This is a genomic window from Pseudalkalibacillus sp. Hm43 (assembly GCF_054170705.1).
In genome coordinates this window covers 446,277-467,495 of the sequence record NZ_CM135129.1, presented here as the reverse complement: position 1 = coordinate 467,495, position 21,219 = coordinate 446,277, and the positions used below count along the sequence as shown (strand labels likewise).

The 21,219-nt window shown below is 43.0% G+C and carries 10 protein-coding genes; 8 read left to right on the top strand and 2 right to left on the bottom strand.

Annotated elements, in window-relative coordinates; genetic code table 11:
- Window positions 1–23: 23 nt before the first annotated feature.
- Complete coding sequence (locus ACXQIQ_RS02400; protein WP_439300325.1) at window positions 24–170, bottom strand: hypothetical protein; 147 nt, start codon at window positions 168–170, stop codon at window positions 24–26.
- A gap of 232 nt (window positions 171–402) precedes the next feature.
- On the opposite strand from ACXQIQ_RS02400, the gene ACXQIQ_RS02395 reads away from it, so the two are divergent.
- The 4 genes from ACXQIQ_RS02395 (at window position 403) to ACXQIQ_RS02380 (ending at window position 7,074) form a co-directional block, all read left to right on the top strand.
- A complete protein-coding gene (locus ACXQIQ_RS02395; protein ID WP_439300326.1) occupies window positions 403–1,521 on the top strand; it encodes an MBL fold metallo-hydrolase in 1,119 nt (372 codons plus the stop codon).
- 282 nt (window positions 1,522–1,803) lie between these two features.
- Window positions 1,804–4,680 (top strand): 2-oxoglutarate dehydrogenase E1 component, encoded by a 2,877-nt coding sequence (locus tag ACXQIQ_RS02390; protein WP_439300327.1) that lies wholly within the window; start codon window positions 1,804–1,806, stop codon window positions 4,678–4,680.
- On the top strand, window positions 4,677–5,972 hold the full coding sequence (odhB, locus tag ACXQIQ_RS02385) for a 2-oxoglutarate dehydrogenase complex dihydrolipoyllysine-residue succinyltransferase (protein ID WP_439300328.1): 1,296 nt from the start codon (window positions 4,677–4,679) through the stop codon (window positions 5,970–5,972). The genes ACXQIQ_RS02390 and odhB overlap by 4 nt, the downstream gene beginning before the upstream one ends.
- 148 nt (window positions 5,973–6,120) lie before the next feature.
- The gene (locus tag ACXQIQ_RS02380; RefSeq protein WP_439300329.1) at window positions 6,121–7,074 is read left to right on the top strand and encodes an aminoimidazole riboside kinase; all 954 of its coding nucleotides are present in this window, start codon (window positions 6,121–6,123) and stop codon (window positions 7,072–7,074) included.
- Window positions 7,075–7,135: 61 nt separating this feature from the next.
- Here the strand turns inward: ACXQIQ_RS02380 and aldA are convergent, their stop codons facing one another.
- Window positions 7,136–8,584, bottom strand: a complete 1,449-nt coding sequence (gene aldA, locus ACXQIQ_RS02375) for an aldehyde dehydrogenase (RefSeq protein ID WP_439300330.1) — start codon at window positions 8,582–8,584, stop codon at window positions 7,136–7,138.
- 139 nt (window positions 8,585–8,723) lie between these two features.
- Between aldA and ACXQIQ_RS02370 the strand changes: the two genes are divergently transcribed.
- From ACXQIQ_RS02370 to ACXQIQ_RS02355, 4 genes are all read left to right on the top strand, one after another.
- On the top strand, window positions 8,724–9,071 hold the full coding sequence (locus tag ACXQIQ_RS02370) for a VOC family protein (protein ID WP_439300331.1): 348 nt from the start codon (window positions 8,724–8,726) through the stop codon (window positions 9,069–9,071).
- Window positions 9,064–9,492, top strand: a complete 429-nt coding sequence (locus ACXQIQ_RS02365) for a DUF1801 domain-containing protein (RefSeq protein ID WP_439300332.1) — start codon at window positions 9,064–9,066, stop codon at window positions 9,490–9,492. Before ACXQIQ_RS02370 ends, ACXQIQ_RS02365 begins: the two co-directional genes overlap by 8 nt.
- 216 nt (window positions 9,493–9,708) lie before the next feature.
- On the top strand, window positions 9,709–10,644 hold the full coding sequence (locus tag ACXQIQ_RS02360) for an NADP-dependent oxidoreductase (RefSeq protein WP_439300333.1): 936 nt from the start codon (window positions 9,709–9,711) through the stop codon (window positions 10,642–10,644).
- Window positions 10,645–10,832: 188 nt separating this feature from the next.
- Window positions 10,833–21,128: a carboxypeptidase regulatory-like domain-containing protein gene (locus tag ACXQIQ_RS02355; protein ID WP_439300334.1), complete on the top strand. Its 10,296-nt coding sequence runs from the start codon at window positions 10,833–10,835 to the stop codon at window positions 21,126–21,128.
- The last annotated feature ends 91 nt before the right edge of the window (window positions 21,129–21,219 follow it).

Below are 21,219 nucleotides of genomic sequence, written 5' to 3'. Positions count from 1 at the left end.
GGTTTTCTTAAAGAAGATTCGAATTATTTATCTTTGTTCAGGTAACTGATGAACTCTTTTACGATTTCGAGATCACCTGTAATCATGAGTGCAGGGAGCAATAACAAGAATCCAAAGACTGCAAGGTTAGAAAATACGAAAATCCGCAAGCCCTTCCTCAACGAATGCATTTTTTCGTCACTCCTCACGAGTATTTTATTGGATTGTTACTATTATTGTCCCTCGATTCGCTACATTTTGCAAGTGATACACCTAAATATTCTGACAATTACAATTAAAGGAGCTCCATGATTTATGTTAGCTTACATACGTATTGGGGTATGGCAAAAATGAGGGCATTCATCAAGTACTACAGGGAAAGCTATGATGAGACAAATCCAAGAATGGAGGAGTAGATCAATTATGGAACCTTTAACAGTCAAAGAACTCGTGCAGAAAATCTTAAACAAAGAAGAAGTATTTCTCCTGGATGTAAGGAAACAAGAAGACTATGAAGATTGGTCGGTTGAAGGAAACACCGTCCGGAGCATGAATATACCCTTTAATGAACTGGAAAATGGCGTCGAGGATGTAAAGGAGCAACTGCCAACAGACAAAAACATCTATGTCATGTGCGCAAAAGGCGTTTCTTCACAAAAAGCAGTATCGATATTGAAGGATGCAGGTGTACAAGATATCACATATGTGGAAGGAGGCATGACTGCTTGGAGTGAACATCTCGAACCTATTCATATTGGAGAAACGAAGAATGGAGGTTCAATCCATCAATTCGTAAGAATCGGGAAAGGTTGTTTGTCTTATCTGATTGAATCAAATGGGGAAGTCGCAATCATTGATTCAAACCGGATGACTGAGGTTTATGAAGATTTTGTGCGTCAAAAAGGATGGACCATCAAAGTCGTCGTTGATTCTCATTTACATGCAGATCATATATCCGGAGGAAGACAATTGGCAGACGATTCAAATGCGGATTATTGGTTCCCGCCAAAAGATGATGAAGGTGTTCAATTTGAATATCAACCTTTAGAAGATGGGAAGGTTATTAAGGTAGGAGATACCGAAATCAAGCCGATTTATACGCCTGGACATACCATTGGTAGTACGAGCCTAATTGTCGATGATGAATATTTATTGACAGGAGATATCTTATTCGTCGATTCGATCGGACGTCCGGATCTGGCTGGGAAAGCTGACGACTGGGTAGACGATCTGAGAAACACCTTATACGAACGATACGAACAATTGTCAGATGACCTGACAGTACTCCCTTCACATTTTGGAGAAATGGAAGAGATGAATGAGGATGGCAGTGTTCAAGCCAAACTAAGTACTCTTTATAAGGAAAACGAACGATTGAATATAGAAGATCCGGATCAATTCAATCATATGGTTACGGATAATTTGCCACCACAACCGAACAGTCATGAACAAATCCGAAAAACGAACATGGGTCAAAAAACTCCTGATGCGGAAGAGCAACAAGAGATGGAAGTCGGTCCAAACCGCTGTGCAATCAGCTGAAAAGTCGGAATAGATGAGGTTGAAAGGCTGAACTTGAACGTTCAGCCTTTTCTAATATTATAAATTGTCGGTTTTGTTCGAAATTTATCAGAAATTGAACGCTTTATAACCCACTGAAAGCGTTGTTATGTTACTATGGTCTAGGAAGTTTAGTTTACTTGCTTTTAAGGAATTCTAAGAGTAGATTAGACTTCGAAAACGACTGTCATTTCTATTGTTGATAAAAAGCTTGAAGATGGTTCAAACACAGTTATCCCATATGTAACTAGGAGGTTAAATGAAATGGCTACAAATGGACCAAACAACGAGAAGCCATGGCAAGGATTTTCTGGTCCAAACCTTGGCTATGCGATCGAACTATACGATCAGTACAAAGAGGATCCAGATTCGGTCGAACCTGAATTAAAGGAATTATTTGATAAATGGGGACCTCCACCAACTTCTAGTGATGATGTTGCTGACCATTCAACTGCACCAGTTGAAATGAAACAGGACGCAGGCACAATGAAGAAAGTGGTTGCAGCGGTCAAACTAGCAGAGAATATCCGCACATATGGTCATTTAGCTGCAGAAACTAACCCAATAATGAAAAATGCTGAAGAAGTACGATTACTCGATCCTAAGGAATACGGTCTTTCTGATGAAGACTTGAAAGAGATTCCTGCCGATATCGTGTGGTCCGAAGCACCAAACAACATCCGTACAGGCTACGATGCCATCCTACGTCTAAGAGAGGTCTATACGAAATCTCTAGCGTACGAATTCAGCCACGTACATGAAGATGAAGAACGCAACTGGCTTTATGAAATGGTGGAGAGCGGTTCTGTCTACCAGAAGCTATCCAATGATGACCGCGTGTCACTGCTGAAGCGTTTGGCAGAAGTCGAAGGATTCGAAAACTTCCTTCATCGTACATTCGTCGGTCAGAAAAGATTTTCCATCGAAGGATTGGATTCAATGGTTCCGATGCTCGACAACATCATTCAGTCGGGTATAAAGGATGGAGCACGAAATGTGATGATTGGAATGGCTCACCGTGGTCGATTGAACGTGCTTGCTCACGTATTAGGGAAGCCGTATGAAAAAATCTTTGCAGAATTCCAGCACTCACCAAACAAAGAACTTGTACCATCAGAAGGTTCTATGGGAATCAATTACGGATGGACGGGTGATGTGAAGTACCACTTAGGTGGAAATCGTGAAATTGAAGAAGGAACGACTGAACCGGCGGTACTCACACTCGCAAACAATCCAAGTCACTTGGAGTATGTCGATCCTGTAGTAGAAGGATATACACGTGCAGCCCAAGAGGACCGAAGCTCAGCAGGATATCCGAAGCAAGATGTATCCAAAGCATTTTCCATCTTGATCCACGGGGATGCAGCTTTCCCTGGAGAAGGAATTGTGGCGGAAACATTGAACTTGAGTCAATTGCCTGGATATCAAATCGGTGGGACTGTACATATCATTGCGAATAACCTACTTGGTTTTACAACGAAAAGTACAGACTCACGCTCTACGAAATATGCGAGTGACCTTGCAAAAGGATTTGAGATACCGATTGTCCATGTAAACGCTGATGATCCGGAAGCTTGCCTTGCAGCGATGCATCTGGCGTATCAGTATCGTATGCGCTTCAAGAAAGATTTCTTGATCGACCTGATCGGTTACCGTCGATATGGGCATAACGAGATGGATGATCCGAATGCAACGAACCCTAAGCTTTATGAAATCGTAAACAACCATCCGACCGTCCGTCATCTTTATTCTGAAGTTCTACAAAATGATGGAACGATCGATGAAGAACAAGCGAAACAAATCCAATCCGATGTTCAGGACATGCTTCAGTCCGAATATGACAAAGTGTCAAAAGACAAGCGTGAAATCGATGAAGTCAATGCGCCCGAAGAAATCGTAAACGGATTACCGAAAATCAAAACATCTGTTGAGTTGGATGAATTGCGTTCAATGAATGAAGGTTTGCTACAATGGCCTGAAGAATTCAAAGTTTATCCTAAGTTGAAGAAGATCTTGACCCGTCGTGATAAGGCATTGGATGAAGACGGTAAAGTCGACTGGGCTCTCGCTGAAATACTGGCATATGCAAGTATCTTGAAGGACGGAACTCCGATCCGCCTTACCGGTCAGGATACGGAGCGCGGAACATTCGCTCAACGACATATCGTCTTACATGATCCTGAAACAGGAGAAGTGTACTCACCATTGCACAAATTGACAGAAGCGAATGCATCCTTCGCAATTCATAATAGCCCACTATCCGAAGCATCTGTTGTCGGATATGAATATGGCTATAATGTCATTGCTCCGGAAACGCTCGTTCTTTGGGAAGCTCAATATGGTGACTTTGCCAATGCGGCACAGGTCATTTACGACCAATTCATCTCTGCTGGTCGGGCGAAATGGGGACAACGCTCCGGAATGGTCCTCTTATTACCTCATGGCTATGAAGGACAAGGACCAGAGCATTCAAGCGGACGCTTAGAACGATTCCTTCAACTGTCTGCAGAAAACAACTGGACAGTCGCAAACCTGACAAGCGCAGCACAATATTTCCACATTTTACGGAAACAGGCTGCTATTCTAGAACGGGATGAAGTACGGCCATTGGTCATCATGACACCAAAAAGCTTGCTTCGTAATCCACGGGTAGCTTCTAAACCAGGAGAATTCAGTGAAGGTGAGTTCAAGCCTGTAATGAAACAACCGAACCGTGAAGTGAAGAAGGAAAAAGTGAAACGACTTCTTTTATGTACAGGTAAGGTGGCAATCGATCTTCAGACAGCAATGGAATCAAACGAAAAAGATTGGGATTGGGTCGACGTACTACGTATGGAACAACTGTATCCATTCCCAGAAGATGAAATCGTTGAACACCTTGAACAGTATGAAAACCTAGAAGAAATCGTATGGGTGCAAGAGGAGCCGAAAAACATGGGAGCATGGTTCTACATCGAATCCAGAATCAAGTCCATCGCTTCCAATCGTGTAACGATCTCTTATGTTGGACGCCCTGATCGATCCAGCCCTGCTGGTGGGGAACCAGATGTTCATAAAAAAGAACAAGAACGCATCCTAAATCAAGCATTGAACCTAAATCAAACGAACACTGTGACAACTGAAGGAGGTAATGTATCGTGAGCGATATCAAAGTACCAGAACTTGCAGAATCTATCTCAGAAGGAACCATTTCCGAATGGTTAGTGAATGTTGGAGACAAAGTCAGCAAAGGTGACCCTGTCTGTGAATTGGAAACAGACAAAGTCAATGTAGAAGTAAGTGCAGAAATTGATGGTGTCATTGAAGAATTCTTGAAAGAAGCTGGCGATACAGTTGAAGTTGGTGAAACGATCGCGAAGTTGAACGAAAACGGTGAAGCTTCCAGCGCGAAATCAGAAGAGTCCGGTAAGGAAGAAAGTAAGGATGCTTCTAAAGAAGATAAGAAAGAAGAAGCTCCAAGTACTAAAGAAGAACAAAAAGAAGAGAACGAAGCGGCGGAAGAAGATCGTGACGATACGGATCGTCCGATGGCATCTCCTGCTACTCGTAAGTTGGCGCGCAAGCTAGGTGTCGACTTGAACAAAGTGAAAGCTACGGATCCACTTGGAAGAGTACGCTCTGAAGATGTTCGTGCGCATGCAGAGGGACCTAAGTCAGAACAACCATCCGCTCCAAAACAAGAGTCAAAAGGGAAGCAGACCACAAGTTCTTCTGATCAGCAGCAATATGAAAAACCAGTTGAACGCGTTAAGATGTCTCGCCGTCGTCAAACAATTGCAAAGCGTCTCGTTGAAGCACAACAAACAGCTGCAATGTTGACAACGTATAACGAAGTGGATCTCACAGCCATCAACGAGCTCCGTGAACGTCGTAAAGAACAGTTCCTAGAGCAAAATGATGTCAAGCTTGGATACATGTCCTTCTACACGAAAGCTGTTGTTGCAGCGTTGAAGAAGTTCCCTCGCTTGAATGCTGAAATCCAAGGCGATGAAATCGTACTTAAAAAGTTCTATGACATCGGTATCGCGGTAGGTGCAGAAGAAGGACTCGTCGTACCAGTCGTACGTGATGCAGATAAGTTGAGCTTTGCGAGTATTGAAAAAGAAATCAAGAACCTTGCACAGAAAGCACGTAACAAGAAATTGACGCTAGATGAGTTGCAAGGTGGTTCATTCACGATTACCAATGGTGGAGTGTTCGGTTCATTAATGTCTTCCCCGATCTTGAATGCACCTCAAGTCGGTATCCTTGGAATGCATAAGATCCAATGGCGTCCGGTTGCAATTGATAAGGAACGCATGGAAAACCGTCCGATGATGTACATCGCATTGTCCTACGACCACCGTATCGTAGACGGTAGTGAAGCCGTAAGCTTCTTAGTGAAAGTAAAAGAGCTTCTTGAAGATCCAGAATCACTTCTTTTAGAAGGTTAATTACAAATAAGTTGTTAGACGATGAACTCACCCGGAAACGTCCGGTTGAGTTTTTTCTATCGATGAAAAGGATATTAGCGGATTTCCAAGATGGTTCGTGATAAGCTACAACTAGGTTTAGCGAAAATGTCTATGGGAGGTTAGAGGTTTGAAAAGAGGAATTTTGTCCCTCGGCGAAGCACTCGTCGATTTCATCCCATTGGATGATGACAATACCAATTATCAGAAAAGCCCTGGAGGTGCCCCGGCGAATGTAGCAGTTGGTGTAGCGAGATTAGGCTTGCTTTCCACTTTTATCGGTAAAGTAGGAGATGATGTGTTAGGGCATTTCCTAATGGAGACATTAACAGGATTTAACGTGAATACGAACAACATGATCCTGACACCAGAAGTACGGACTGGTGTTGTTTTCGTGACGAACAATGAGGATGGAGAAAGAAGTTTCGATTTTTATATCAATCCTAGTGCTGATTGGTTTTTGCACAAGGACGAAATAAATACAGAACTCTTCAAGGAAAGTAAAATCCTCCACTTCGGTTCCATTTCGATGATCAGCAATCCTGCTAAAGATGCGACAAAGTGCGCCATCAAGCTTGCGAAAGAAAATGGAATGATGGTGTCATATGATCCTAACCTTCGAATGGCTTTGTGGGATTCTGAAGAACAGGCACGTGATACAATTATGAGTGTACTGAATGAAGTCGATGTGCTGAAGGTATCAGAGGAGGAGCTCTCATTCCTTTCGGGTGAAACGGATATGGAGAGTGGCATCGAACAGCTGAGAAAGACATATGACATACCACTCATTCTTGTCACTCTTGGAAGTGAAGGAAGTTATGTACATACAACGGACGATCAAGCTCACATTCCGGCCATGAATGTAAAAGCGATCGATACGACGGGAGCAGGAGACGCATTCGTTTCCGCTTTCCTTTATTCCTTGCATCAATATCAAGGTGAGGTACAATCAATTACAATTGAAGAGGTTACCCAGATGGCTCAATTTGCAAGCGTATCTGGAGCATTAGCCGCTTCTACGAAAGGTGCAATGACAGCTCTCCCTACTTTAAAAGAAGTATCCGAAATATTGGATGGAAGATGATTCAATTCAAAAAAAGGTGACACGTATCGTGTCACCCTGTTTCATATTCCATACGCTTTGGTTACTGGATGTCATCTTTATACTGCATGTATACGACATGAGTGACTAAGAAATCTTCTAGTCCATGTTTCCCATCTGCGCCTCCTAGTCCTGACTTCTTCATACCTGCATGATATCCTTGCACAGCTTCAAAGTTTTCGCGATTCACGAAAGTTTCACCGAACTCCAACTCGTTGGCAGCTCGCATCGCTTCGTGCACATTTTCCGTATAGATGGAAGAGGAGAGGCCATAATCGGTGTCATTAGCCAATTCAATTGCTTCATCAAACGTTTTGTAGGTCATAACAGGGAGGACCGGTCCGAAAATTTCATCTCGCATGATTTCCATATCCTGCGTGACATTGGTGATAAGAGTGGGCTCATAGAAGAAACCTCTCTCTACATCAGCTGGTTTTCCACCGGTAAGAATTTTTGCACCTTGTTCTTTGGCACGTTCGACTATTTCATGGACGGTTTCAAGGCGGTCCTTACTTACGAGTGGACCAATGTCCGCTTCGCGATCTTCCGCTGGATTGCCATATCGAACTTCACTCAAGGCTTTCGTCAGCTTCTCTATGAATGTATCCGCTACTTTTTCGTGGACATATACGCGTTCAGCATTGGTACACGCTTGCCCGGCATTAACGATTCTGGACAGCTTGATGTTTTCTACAGCAAGATCCAAATCGGCATGTTCGGAAACAATCGCTGGCGCTTTTCCGCCAAGTTCCAGATTCATCTTCGTGATATTCTGAGCAGCAGCCTCCATGATTTTCGTACCTGCTCCGATACTACCTGTCATAGAAACCATGCGCACCTTTGGATGGGAGGCCATCGCATTCCCAATCTCTGACCCTTTCCCGGTCACAAGATTATAAACGCCTGCTGGAATATCCATTTCTGAGATGATACGGGTAAATTCAACTGCTGTATTCGGGGTTTGTTGACTCGGTTTTAAGACGATTGTACATCCTGAAATCAGTGCAGTTGCCACTTTTCGTGCCAATATAAAGACAGGAAAGTTCCAAGGCACGATACCTGCAACCACGCCGATTGGCTTGCGTTTGATCAATATGTTTTCATTCGGCCGATCGCTCGGTAATATTTCACCTTCAATTCTTCGCGCCCATTCGGACATGTATCGGAAATAGTCGATCGCAAGTTCCACTTCAGCAGACGCATGCTCGTAGCTTTTTCCTTGTTCTTCTATTAAGAGCTCGATGAATCGTTCGCGTCTCGCTTCCAACTCATCACCGAGCTTACGAACGATTTGACCCCGTTCATTGGAAGGGACCTTAGCCCATTTCTTTTGAGCATTGTATGCCGCCTCAATGGCTTTATTTGCATCCTCTTCGGTTCCGTTCGGTATACGAGAGATCACCTCTTCGGTAGCAGGATTGATCACATCTATCGTTTCATTTCCTGTGGATTGCACATATTCTCCATTAATATAAAGTTGATGTGTCTGCAAAAGCGCTTCCTCCCTAAATAAAGTTACTCTGTACCTTCCACTCCGGGGTGTGTGCTAAACATTTCATGCTCAAGGAGGAGAATGATAGAAGTGAAACGAAAGAAGATAAGAGCCAATAGGCAAAGAAGGGGGCGCAGATATGAAATTTAAAGTCTCAAAAAATATCGGTTTCCAAGTACATAATGTTTCAGAAGCCCAATCGTTTTATGAAAGAGTCCTAGGCTTTCAGCAACCGCGTAACAGTGTTGTAGACGAAGTTGAATTCAGAACTTTTCATAACAACATTTTTCTCATTGATGGGGAGGAAAACATGGGACCTGTCATGGAGTTGATTGTTGAGGATTTATCAGAGGCGAAGGATTACCTCGTTCATAACGGTTGTGCCATTGTCCGATGGGAAGGAAAAGGGAAAGACTGCTATGTGAGGGACCCTTACGGAATGGTATTCAATGTATGGGAAGATAAAGGAGGAGCAGAAAATGTATGAATTGAAAACGAAAGAAAATGACAACAGTGTCATCGAGTTCATTGAAAATGTAGAAAGTCCGAAGAAAAAGGAAGATGCCTACCGACTATTGGACATTTTTACGGAAACGACAGGTTATAAAGCGAAAATGTGGGGGCCTAGCATTATCGGCTTCGGCTCGTACCATTACAAATATAAAACAGGACATGAAGGAGATGCACCACTAGTCGGATTTTCTCCAAGAAAAGCAAAAATCAGCCTGTATTTCGCTACTGGTGATGATATAAAACGCGAGGAATTACTAAATCAATTCGGAAAGCACACCTCTGGGAAAGCTTGTGTGTATATCAATAAAGTGGCAGACATCGACGTAGATGTACTGAAAGCACTTATCAACCGGTCCATAGAATTCTTAAGGGAGACCTATGAGGTGAGGAACTAAAGGGTCCGAATATAACAATAGAGACACCTTATCTGTACAAAAAGAAACTGAATTTATTCCAGTTTCTTTTTTCTTTTATTCATAAGTTAGTTAATGTATTCAACTTCATCCATATTTTGAATAATGCTGTCGGGATAACGTCATCCTAACAAGCAGGAAGTTTTATCTTTTGTTGAAAGTGTATTATCATTTCCACTCAGAAGGAGGTTTTGAATCATGAAAGCTATCGTAATTGATCAATATGGAGGAAAAGAGACCTTAAAGGAAAGAGAGGTCGAAAGACCAACGATCAATGATGAACAGGTGTTAGTGGAGATTCATGCAACATCCATCAACCCTATAGATTGGAAGGTAAGAGAAGGCTATCTTAAAGATATGCTACCATTCGAATTTCCGTTGATTCTTGGCTGGGATGCAGCGGGTGTAATAGTGGAAAAAGGGAAAAATGTCACTGGGTTCAATGTTGGAGACCGGGTTTTCACAAGACCTGCTACAACCAACCAAGGTACTTATGCAGAATACGTGCCAGTTGAGGAGAATCTACTTGCGCATATGCCTGAGGAAATGAGCTTCGAAGAAGCCGCTTCCATTCCTCTTGCAGGACTGACGGCCTGGCAATGTTTAGTTGATTTCGGTAAAATCAAGGAAAACGATAAGGTTCTTATTCACGCTGGTGCTGGTGGTGTCGGTAATTTCGCTATTCAGATTGCCAAAAGTTACGGAGCATATGTAGCGACAACGGCCAGTGAGAAAAACCATGAGTTCTTAAAGTCACTTGGAGCAGATCAAGTGATTGATTATAAGCATGCAGATTTCTCTGATATTCTTCAAGACTTTGATCTCGTTCTGGATTCAATTGGCGGAGAAGTTCAATCCAAGAGTTATGAAGTCTTGAAAGAAAATGGAAAGCTTGTATCGATCGTACAACCACCTAACGAGGATGAAGCAAATGAACATAAAGTCGAGGCAGGGTTTGTATGGTTGGAACCAAATGGAGATCAACTGCAAAAACTTGCAGAATTATATAAAGCAGGTCAATTAAAACCGATCATTGGGGAAGCTTTTGATTTCACAGAGGAAAACCTTCAAGAAGCACATGCTCTTAGTGAAACGCACCATGCGAAAGGTAAAATTGTTATCAAAGTAAAGTAAATTTGCCGTTTGCACCTCAACATCCAAAACATCAACTGTTTGGTCAAAGCAGTTGATGTTTTTTAATTCAATCAATCCAAAAATGTCATTTAAATCCACATACTAGATACTAGAAGTATAAAAGTAATTTATGTTGACATTTCTGCATAATGTTAATGGGATTATTTTCTTTTCTAGGGGGTGTAGAAATGCCTTTTCCGAATACTCGTCAATTTACCCCTATAACAGTAGGTGGTAATGATTATGCAGATGTGGTGAAGGATATCAATCCCGCAGGTACGGATATTGTAGGGAACGCAATTTTCCCTTCTTTTTACTTCGCTTATGATACTGTTAACGTCTATTTTCGAATGCGTATCCGTTCAGATCCACGAAACAAGGCAAAAACTTCGTTTGCGAATTACGCCTGGGGTGTCTTATTGAACACAACAGGAGTAGAAGGGACTTACGACTGGCTACTAGCTGTCAATGGACGTAAGAATAGAGTCAATCTTATTCAAAATGTCAAAAAGCGATTTAATTCCTGGACTGATCGAGCCGAGGGAACGAATGGGAGAGGAGAACCAAATTATTCACGACAAATCATCAACTTCGATGTGGCTCGTGTGTTGCAAGCTGACTCCACATTCGGAAACACTCAAAACTATTTTGTTGATTTCCTGATCCCAGCTTCCACATTTTTTTCTTATTTAGATGTATCACCAAACAGTCCTTTACAAATGGTCGCATTCACTGCAGCGAATAACAACAATTATAATAAAGACTCATTAAGAAGATCTGAAGACTATCAATTTAAAGATGCACTATCCGACCCGGTCACGATGGAAGATGGAAATGTAAGAGCTCGCCTCCAGATTACGAAAGAAATTGATTCTGGACCGAGTTCGCCGGTTGCAGGACAAAATGAAGAGTGGAGCGGCAGCATCACACTCACAAATGTTGGGAAAAGTCAGGCTACCATATTGAATGTGCTCGATATGGTCAATTTAGATGTGGTCTCCTCATTTAATGTCCAATCAACCACTCAAGGTTCTACTGCATATAACCAAGCTACCAAAACGCTTACATGGACGGTTGGAGATTTAGAGGCCGGTCAGAGTGCAACATTGAACTTTGTGGAAAATGGATTGTTCTATACTTCTGGTAATCAAATATTGAATTCAGCGACTGGTATTGGCTATGACTTGTTCACTGGAGGAGAGCTCATCCCTGTAACGACCGCTGTTTCAGTTGATGTCCAATCAACAGGTGGTGCGGCAGGAAATGCCCTTGACAATGTAGATGGGCTACCAGAAGAAAATGTAAATGTACGTCTACTATCTGGTGGAACCGAAGTAGCCGTGACACAAACCGATTTTTACGGAGATTATAACTTTACGAATATTCCTCCTGGAACGTACACGTTAGAATTTACGAAATCCAATTTTTCGACTGCGACAAGTAATATTCAAATAACCGAAGATAACGTGACAATCCTAAACCTTTATTTAGTTCCATTGTCCGGAGACCTACAAGGAACCGTAACTGCCAATGATGCAACCCCGATCAACAATGCCGATGTTTTCATAGCAAACAATATAGGGGGTGTTGTCGCTTCGACCACGACCTCTCCTACAGGGCAATATGTAATTCCGAACATACAACCTGGCCACTATGTCATAACCGCTACAGCAAATAACTTTCAATCTGCGTCAATCGGAGAAGATATCTTCCCAAATCAGACCACTACAACCAATTTTGTCTTATCACCTAACCCAGGAACCGTACAAGGAACCATAAGTGGCGATGGAAGTCCATTATCAAATGCCAATGTGGAAGTAATCGGAGCTACTGGGATCGTAGTAGCTTCTACCACTACAAATGGTATTGGGGAATACGTAATCAACAAACTTGCTCCAGGCTCTTATCGACTACGAGGAAGTGCTACCTCGTTCCAAACAAGGAATATCGGTTTCACAGTAGGATCTGGGGAGACTGAGGAAGTCAACATGAATCTGTTACCGAATCCGGGTTCACTAACCGGTACCATTACAGACGAGGATACAGGCGATCCATTATCAGAGGCTAGTCTGAAAATAACCGATGCCTTTGGTATCACAAACGCACATGCAATAACAGATATAAATGGACAATATGCCGTGGACTCACTCACACCAGGGAATTATGTCATTACCATTGCTGCAGATGGACGTGGAGCCAAAAACATCAGTGCATACATTGAGCCCGATCAGACGACTGAATTGAATGTCTCACTAAAAAAGTTGACAGGTGTTCTAACCGGAACGGTACGGTCGGATGGGCTACCGGTCAGTGGAGCCAAAGTAGATGTTGTGTCCAACCACGTGGTCATGGCCAAAACGTTTGCCAACTCAGATGGCACATATACCATCAGTGGATTGAGTCCTGGTAGGTACACGGTGATTTTCACAGCTGATGGATATTCAACTACTTCTCTTGGTGCCATCATTGAAAACAATGAAACGACTCTTCTCAATGCAAACATCAAAACGATTTTTGGCACGATTAATGGTTTAGTTACCAAAGAAAACGGTGATCCGCTTCCAGGTGCTGTTATCCTTGTGAATAATTCAGATTCAGATGTTCTCGTTGCAAGAATCCTCACCAATTCTAATGGTGGATATAATGTGAATGACCTCAATCCAGGCAGTTATTCTGTGACTGCATCCTTCACGAATTACCAAACACAACTAGGTGGAGCCATTGTTACTTCCGGAAACGAGTCACAGCTAAGCTTCTCACTTAAACCGAATCCATCTACTATCATAGGTTCAGTCATCAATATAGATACACAAGAGCCAATCAAAGGCGAATCCATCCAAATGCAATTGATTGATTCGAATGGAGTGGTATTGGCGACAACGTTTTCCAACATAGAGGGTGAATTCATTTTTGAAAACATCTTGCCGAATACCTACACCGTCAATGCGAGCACAGACGGCTTCCGTAGTTCGTATGCAAGTGTGAAAACCGAACCCGGCCAAACTACTTCGACACGTATCGGACTGGAACCATTACCTGGATTCATAACCGGTACATTAACAGACATCAACTCAGGGGATCCAATTGCTGGTGCGACGATTAATATCAGTAATGCACTTGGATTCCAAGTAGACTCTATGATTACGAGTACAGATGGGCACTTTTTGTCGATGGGTTTACCAGCGGGTATCTATACACTTGCAGTTGTTGCGGAAGGATACGAAACCAACCTTGTCGGGGAGATTGTTCCTTGGGGATTCACTAAAAGTATCGATATCCAGTTGACACCTAATCCAGGTTCCATCCGAGGGACCGTCACTCCAATTGCTGAGAATACAATCATACAGCTGATCTCAATGGATAACCAGCTCGTCAACTCTACTGCTGCAGATCCTACTGGTACTTTTCAATTCCAAAACCTTGCTCAAGGGAATTACATCCTTAAAGCCTCTGCGCTTAATTATTCAATAGCATGCACAGGCGCCTACGTAGAAACTGGTTCGGAGACGAACGTTTCACTGACCATCAAGCCTTCTCCTGGTTCAATCAGTGGTAATGTGATCAATGATCTCGGGACTGTCTTACCGAACGTTACGATCTCGTTATTGGATGCGAACGAAACACCAATTGCATATGGCAATACCGATATTGATGGGAATTATTATATAGGTAATGTTCCTCCCGGAAGCTATGCCCTCATTGCTAAATTGATGATGCACACAACGACCACAGGTACAGTTACCGTAAGTCCGGGGCAGGATGTAACGGATATAAATTTCAACATGGCTAGAACGAGAGGGACGATTTCTGGCGGCGTTTTTGATTTTACTTCTGGTAGTGTGATAACAGGAGCTTCCATTTTGCTACGTAACAGTCAAGGGATTCTCATCAAATACACGACCACCGATCAGTTCGGAAAATTCTTGTTCAGGAATATTGGGCCTGAGTCTTATACTGTCACAGCCTCAGCTCCCAATTATTCGACAGAGATATCAGGGGTGATTGTACAGAGTGAACAAACTTCGGGACTCAACATTGCTTTAAAAAGCTTAGTCGGAAACATTGCTGGGCAGGTCACTGATGACAAGGGAGATCCAATTGGTGGTGACAATGTACAAATCAAGCTCAAAGGAGCAAATGGAGAACTCTTGCAAGCACTGCTGGCTCAGCCAAATGGTTCTTTCATCATACCCAATTTGTCTGAAGGGACGTATTTCGTTACAGCCGCTTTAGAAGGTTATACTTCTAATCTCGTATCCGTCATCCTGACACCTGGTGAAATCAATAACATAAACATACAATTATCTCCTATTCTTACAACCTTATCTGGTACAGTAGTGGATTCGGAATCAGGAAATCCTATTACGGGAACAGCTGTTACTATTTCTTTAACGAAAAATACTGGCGTATTCGTGACGAACCAGTACCCTAGTGAAACTGGACTATTTTCATTCAATTCCTTATCTCCTGGAATCTATCTGTTGAACGTGAATGCAGAAGGTTACGGTAATCAAATCGTGACGGTAACAGTGCCTGAAAGTGGCACAGATATCGATATTGCCCTGACCAAAAATCCAGGAGCAGTAACGGGTTATGTGACGAACCAACTATCAAGTGACCCGCTAACAACTGCAGTCGTGACGGTCATCAATGCAGGGAAATCATTAGAAAACCACGTTGTGACCGATAGTTATGGCCAATTTACGTTTCCAAACCTTTCTCCAGGTTCTTACCGCGCGCTCGTCACGGCAGAAGGATTCTCAAGTCAAAGTGCAACATTCGTTGTATTATCCGATCAAACGACTTCACTGAGTTTCATACTGACACCAGAGCCAGGGAATTTGTTAGGTACCATTACAGATATTGTTACAGGTGCACCTATTCCTGGCGTCAATATCCAAGTGCGTTATTTGACACCTGCGGGTCCGGTGTATGCAAATACATTGACCGATGACCAGGGGAATTATCAAACACAAGGCCTCTATGCAGGTACTTATACAGTCATCGTGTTTGCGGATGATCGTTACGGATCCTCAAGCGCATCCGTCATGATACCAGCGAACGGTACACGAACAGTGGACTTTGCACTAGAACCGTTCCCATCTACAGTTGAAGGTACAATACGCGACGAAGCAACCGGAGAACCTGTACCGAATGTTTTCGTAAGATTGTTAGACATACATGGAAGCTCCATTCAAGTTATTAATACCGATATGAATGGTTTTTATCGTTTTTCGGGTTTCACATCCGGTCAGTATCTTATTTCCGCCATCTTTCCAATTTATCAGAGAGTTCAAATCTCTATAAATCCGGAACCTGGAGAGACTGTCATTGCAGATATTTTTTTCCAACCTGAACCAGGTAAAATATCGGGTCTGATACTGGATGCCGAGACAGGATCTCCTCTAGTCGGCGCTCAGGCTGAAGTGTATTCCCCCGGTTCAACCGTACCGGTAGCCAGAAGAACAGCAGGGGCAAGCGGAGACTTCCTCATTGAAGGAGTCGTTCCGGGGTCATTTACCATCACGGCTTATACACTTAATTACAGTGAGGAAATCAAAGGTATAATCGTTGAGCCGAACGGGATAACAGAAGTGGAATTTCAACTTGACCCTGACCCAGTGACCGTATCAGGAACGGTACTTGATGAGAATGATAATCCTTTAGCGAATGTCAGTGTGCGGATCATTGATGAAAACGAAGTTGAAATCGGAAATGGGATCTCAGATATCGACGGTAACTTTGCCATTGGAAATCTCCCGAGCGGTAACTTCACAATCATAGCAGGTATAGATGATTATGCAGAGTTTACTACAGGCATTTCTGTACAGCCGGGCGAAGAATATGATGATTTAAACATCCAAATGATCGCACTTGGAGGGATGTTCAGAGGAAATGTAACCAGTGTTGAAAGTAGTGAAGGGATAGCAGGAGTCCTCATTTCCATACTGACACCTGAAGGAATCCCCATCATATCAACCAACTCTGATCCAATCGGGAATTTCGTATCTCCACTGCTATCACCAGGTATGTATACAGTAATCGCAAGCTCGCCGTATTACGTCCAGGATGAAAAAGGCGTTATCATCGTTTCCAATCAGACGAGTGAAGTAATTTTCCAACTTGAAGGCATCGGCGGTTCGATTAAGGGAAGAGCGGTTAATGAAAACGGGAATCCTATTACAAATACTCCAATCGCCATTCGATTATTGAACAATAACGGGGCATTACTGCAAACTCTACAGGCGTTGATTGATGGAACGTTTGAAGTTCTGAACCTTTCTGCTGGGACATATCAAGTCAATGTCATTGCAGACACCTATCAAACGACAACAGTAGGAGCGAACATAAAAAACGGTGAAATTGCTGACCTGACAGTTCCGCTTACCTTAAAAGGCGGCACCGTTGAAGGAAGGATTGTATCATCCCAAACAGGCATTCCGATTCCTGGGAGTTTCATCGAAATCTTTGATGTCACGGGAGTGATCGTAGCTACCATTACGAGTGACCAGAATGGGGAATTCCTTCTAACAGATATTCAGCCAGGTGCGCTAAACTTGAAAGCAACTGCTCCAGAATTCAGCCCTTCCTCCATTGGAATTATTGTTGAACCTGGAGAAATATCGAACACCCAACTCACCCTCTCACCGATCACTGGTCTTTTATCAGGTACAGTCATGGATCCAGACGGCATACCGATCAGTAGCAGCACGGTGCAAATTGTTGACCCGACCAACACAACCGTCGCAACGTTCATTACAGATTTAGATGGATCTTACACCGCTACGCTTCAAGTAGATGAATATACCATATTGGCAAATGCCACTAATTTCGGGAGCAATTCAATTGCCGGGACCATTCGCGCAGATGAAGAAACAGTCGTCAATATCACCTTGACTCCAATTGGCGGAATACTAATCGGTAACATAATTGATGTTGATACAGAAACACCATTAACTGGGGCGTCTGTCGAAGTCAGATCAATAAGTCCGTTCGGACCAGTCATCAATAATGTTCTGACTGACAGTGAGGGGAATTATAACTTCGGAACACTCTCTGTCGGTACCTATACGATCGTTGTCACGAAAGACAACTATGGAGATAAAAGTGGCTCTGTTTTGATTGAGAATGGCGTAACACATACACACGACTTTTCACTTTCGCTCAATCCTTCCAGCATCAGTGGAACTGTTACAACCGGAAGTGTACCTTTAACGAACGTACTGATTAGGCTTGTAGACACCTCTGGGGCAAATGTGTTTGAGGTTCAAACAGATGAACAAGGGCAATACTTGATTGAAAATTTCAAACCTGGTAGTTACGCTTTGTTGGTCAATCATGTAGATTATCAGACTGGAAAACAAGGATTTACGTCACTACCTGGGGAAGCCATTAACCTTGATTTTGATTTGATAGCTCAACCAGGTAGTTTAATCGGAACCATTTTTGACGAAGAGGGATCACCACTTCCCGGTGCTCTCATCCAAGTCTTCTATGCAGACAGTTTGCAGCCTGCGAATCGTGCTATAACAGACCCTGAAGGAAGCTATGTCATTTCAGGCCTTGCTCCAGGAAACTATACATTAACAATGACATCATCAAACTATAAGACTTTCACAACAGGAGCGATCATTAATGCAAATGAAACGATAACGATTGACGGCTTCTTAGCACCAGATCCAGGCGTTATTTCTGGTACCGTTACGGGGACAGAAGGTCCGCTAGAAGGAGCGGCAGTGAAAGTCATTGATGTGAATGGATCGAGTATAGGTTCCGGTATAACAGATGGAGACGGCACCTTCTCCATTGGAAATTTACCAGTAGGAACGTTTGCAGTAACCATCCTTGCTGCTAATCATCATAGCATCTCACAAGGAGTCACCATTTCTCCAGGTGAATTTGAAACGCTTAGCTTCACCCTGGTTCCGGAACCAGGTTCAATTGCTGGTACGGTATTAGATGAAAACGGAACACCTATTTCAGGGACCGTCATTAATGTCCTCTTGAATGGTTTAATCATTGGTTCTAATTTAACAGATGAAAACGGCAGCTATTCGTTCCAGGATCTCCAACCACAGTCTTATCAATTAACTGCAGATCAACCTGGATATGGTATGGCTTCTATTGGCGCAGTCGTAATAAGTAACGAGACGGCTACAGCAAATTTCAACCTGCTTTCCATATTCGGAGTGATTAGCGGAACTGTTACAGATTCAGATGGAAACCCACTCAATAATAAAACCATTTATCTGAATGTTTTTGATCAAAATGACAGTTTCGTATATTCCGTACTAGCTCAACCCGACGGAACATTCTCAATTCCAGAGGTGAAGCCAGGAGATTATTTGCTGACAGTGACAACAGAGGGATATGAATCAAAAACCTCTGGTGTATCGGTCGAACCGGATGAAGTTACGGATTTAACGGTCCCGTTGAGTGTGTTAGGTGGCAATCTGTCCGTACAGGTCATTGAAGACGATACTAGTGTTCCTATACCAGGAGTCATTACCGATATTTACAATGAGACCGGAATTCCCATTACTTCTGGCGTTACAGATCAAGAGGGGAAGACTACGTTCGAGAAATTACCAGAAGGGCAAGTTGTCGTTTCAGCTGTAGCTCCAAACTATACCAATGCTTCTAAAGGAGCAATTATTGAAAGTGGCGTAACGAAAGAGACCACTCTTGCTGTTACACCGGAGACGGGAGAACTCCAAGGTACGTTAACCGCTCCGAGTGGAGAACAACTCGCCGGAGTCACTATACAAATCCTGGACTCTAAACGATCTGTTGTAACAACTGTATTAACCCAAACGGATGGCGGGTTTGCCGTGTTTGATTTAGCACCTGGAATCTATACGATGCTCATCAATCATCCTGGATATGAACAGCAGTCTCTTAGTGCATATATAGAAGCAGGTCAAACTTCAAGGAACAATTTGATCATTGAATCCGCACCCGGAAGTGTTGAAGGGATCGTTACGGATACAGAAACAGGCGCATTCTTGTCGAGGACGAATGTAGAACTGCGGCTCATCAGCCCATCAGGTCCGGTCATTGCATCCACGCTGACGGATTCACAAGGTCATTATCGATTCCTTGACATCACAAGCGGAAACTATACTGTCATCGCGACACACCGACTATATGGAGCTGATGCGGAGTTCATCTCAGTACAAATGAATTCAACGACATTTGCAGATCTACAACTCGCTAGGATAACGACAAGTATAAACGGAACGGTTCGAAATAGTGAAGGTGATCAACCCCTTCAGAATACACTTCTCAGAATTGCTAACCAAGGCGGGACTGTCATTGCTGAAATCCAGACGGATGTGAGCGGTAGATTTACTTATGAAGGACTTATGCCTGGTGAATACAGCATCGCAGCCCTTAATACAGACTATCGAAGTCAAATCGTTTCCTTCCTAGCTGAACCGGGGTCTCCAAGTCTTGTCGATTTTAATTTGCAAGCTTTCCCGAGTCAGTTTACAGGCACAGTAATAGATGCAGAAACGGAACTCCCAATCATTGGAGCTCTCGTAGAAGCGTATGATTTGTTAGATCGCCCAGTTGCGGCTGCGTTAACAAATATTAATGGCGTATATACGCTTCCTGCTCTAAATGATGGCACCTATACTCTCAGGGCATCCGCACAAGGGTATAGCTCTATGTCCCGCTTTTCGTCATTACTCGTGAATGACAGCAAAATTGAAAACTTCATTTTAAGCGTAAATCCTGCTTCTGTTTCAGGCAGTGTGACATCCATTGAGGGGCAACCACTGAATAATGCCACGGTAACGGTTGCAGATCAGAATGGGATCGTAGTCGGAAACACCTCAACGAATGAAAATGGCACTTACTTTATCGGCAATTTGCCTGCAGGGGTCCTTACGGTAACAGCAGATGCGGATGGCTATTTGACCGTCTCAATCGAGTTAGCCTTTGAAAGAGGTGAAAATAAGGACGGAATCAATTTTGCTTTAAGTCCTGGAGCGGATGGAGAAATTAAAGGGCAAGTGACCAACAGTAGAACTCGGGAACCACTTCCAGGGGTATTGATACAGCTGAACAACGAGAATGGGGCAGGAGTAGAAGAAGTTACGTCGAATTCGGAAGGCGTATACGCTTTTTCAGGAATACCGGCTGGTACTTATCGAGTTCGGGCGTCAAGGGATGGATACCTTTCATATAACACCACCGTCCAATTACGACCAGATGAAGAATTACTACTCTTGATCTCTCTTTCACCAGACTCACCAGCACCGGGACGAACGGGAGTCAATCAATATTACATCATTCTTGGTGGAAAGTATTTAACACTAGAAAATAGTGATACCTCACCAACATTATTCACTTTAGTTAACATGAATGAAGATAAAACATGCGCTACGTTTGCTTTTATAGAAATTGTAGACGGATCAAGAAAAACCCAATTGATTTTATTCGATTTATCACACGTGATTTTAGTACCTGTCCATTAGGTGACGATCGTGGAACGGAATGGAAAGAGACTGGTGGCTAGCCAGTCTCTTTCTTATGTTCAGAATAAGAAGACATGTATCGTACATCCTA

What these genes read in the sequence shown, in the direction of transcription:
- ACXQIQ_RS02390 (WP_439300327.1), top strand. Translation starts at nt 1,804, where the DNA reads ATGGCTACAAATGGACCAAACAACGAGAAGCCATGGCAAGGATTTTCT.
- ACXQIQ_RS02365 (WP_439300332.1), top strand. Translation starts at nt 9,064, where the DNA reads ATGTATGAATTGAAAACGAAAGAAAATGACAACAGTGTCATCGAGTTC.
- ACXQIQ_RS02355 (WP_439300334.1), top strand. Translation starts at nt 10,833, where the DNA reads ATGCCTTTTCCGAATACTCGTCAATTTACCCCTATAACAGTAGGTGGT.
- ACXQIQ_RS02395 (WP_439300326.1), top strand. Translation starts at nt 403, where the DNA reads ATGGAACCTTTAACAGTCAAAGAACTCGTGCAGAAAATCTTAAACAAA.
- ACXQIQ_RS02360 (WP_439300333.1), top strand. Translation starts at nt 9,709, where the DNA reads ATGAAAGCTATCGTAATTGATCAATATGGAGGAAAAGAGACCTTAAAG.
- ACXQIQ_RS02400 (WP_439300325.1), bottom strand. Translation starts at nt 170, where the DNA reads ATGCATTCGTTGAGGAAGGGCTTGCGGATTTTCGTATTTTCTAACCTT.
- ACXQIQ_RS02370 (WP_439300331.1), top strand. Translation starts at nt 8,724, where the DNA reads ATGAAATTTAAAGTCTCAAAAAATATCGGTTTCCAAGTACATAATGTT.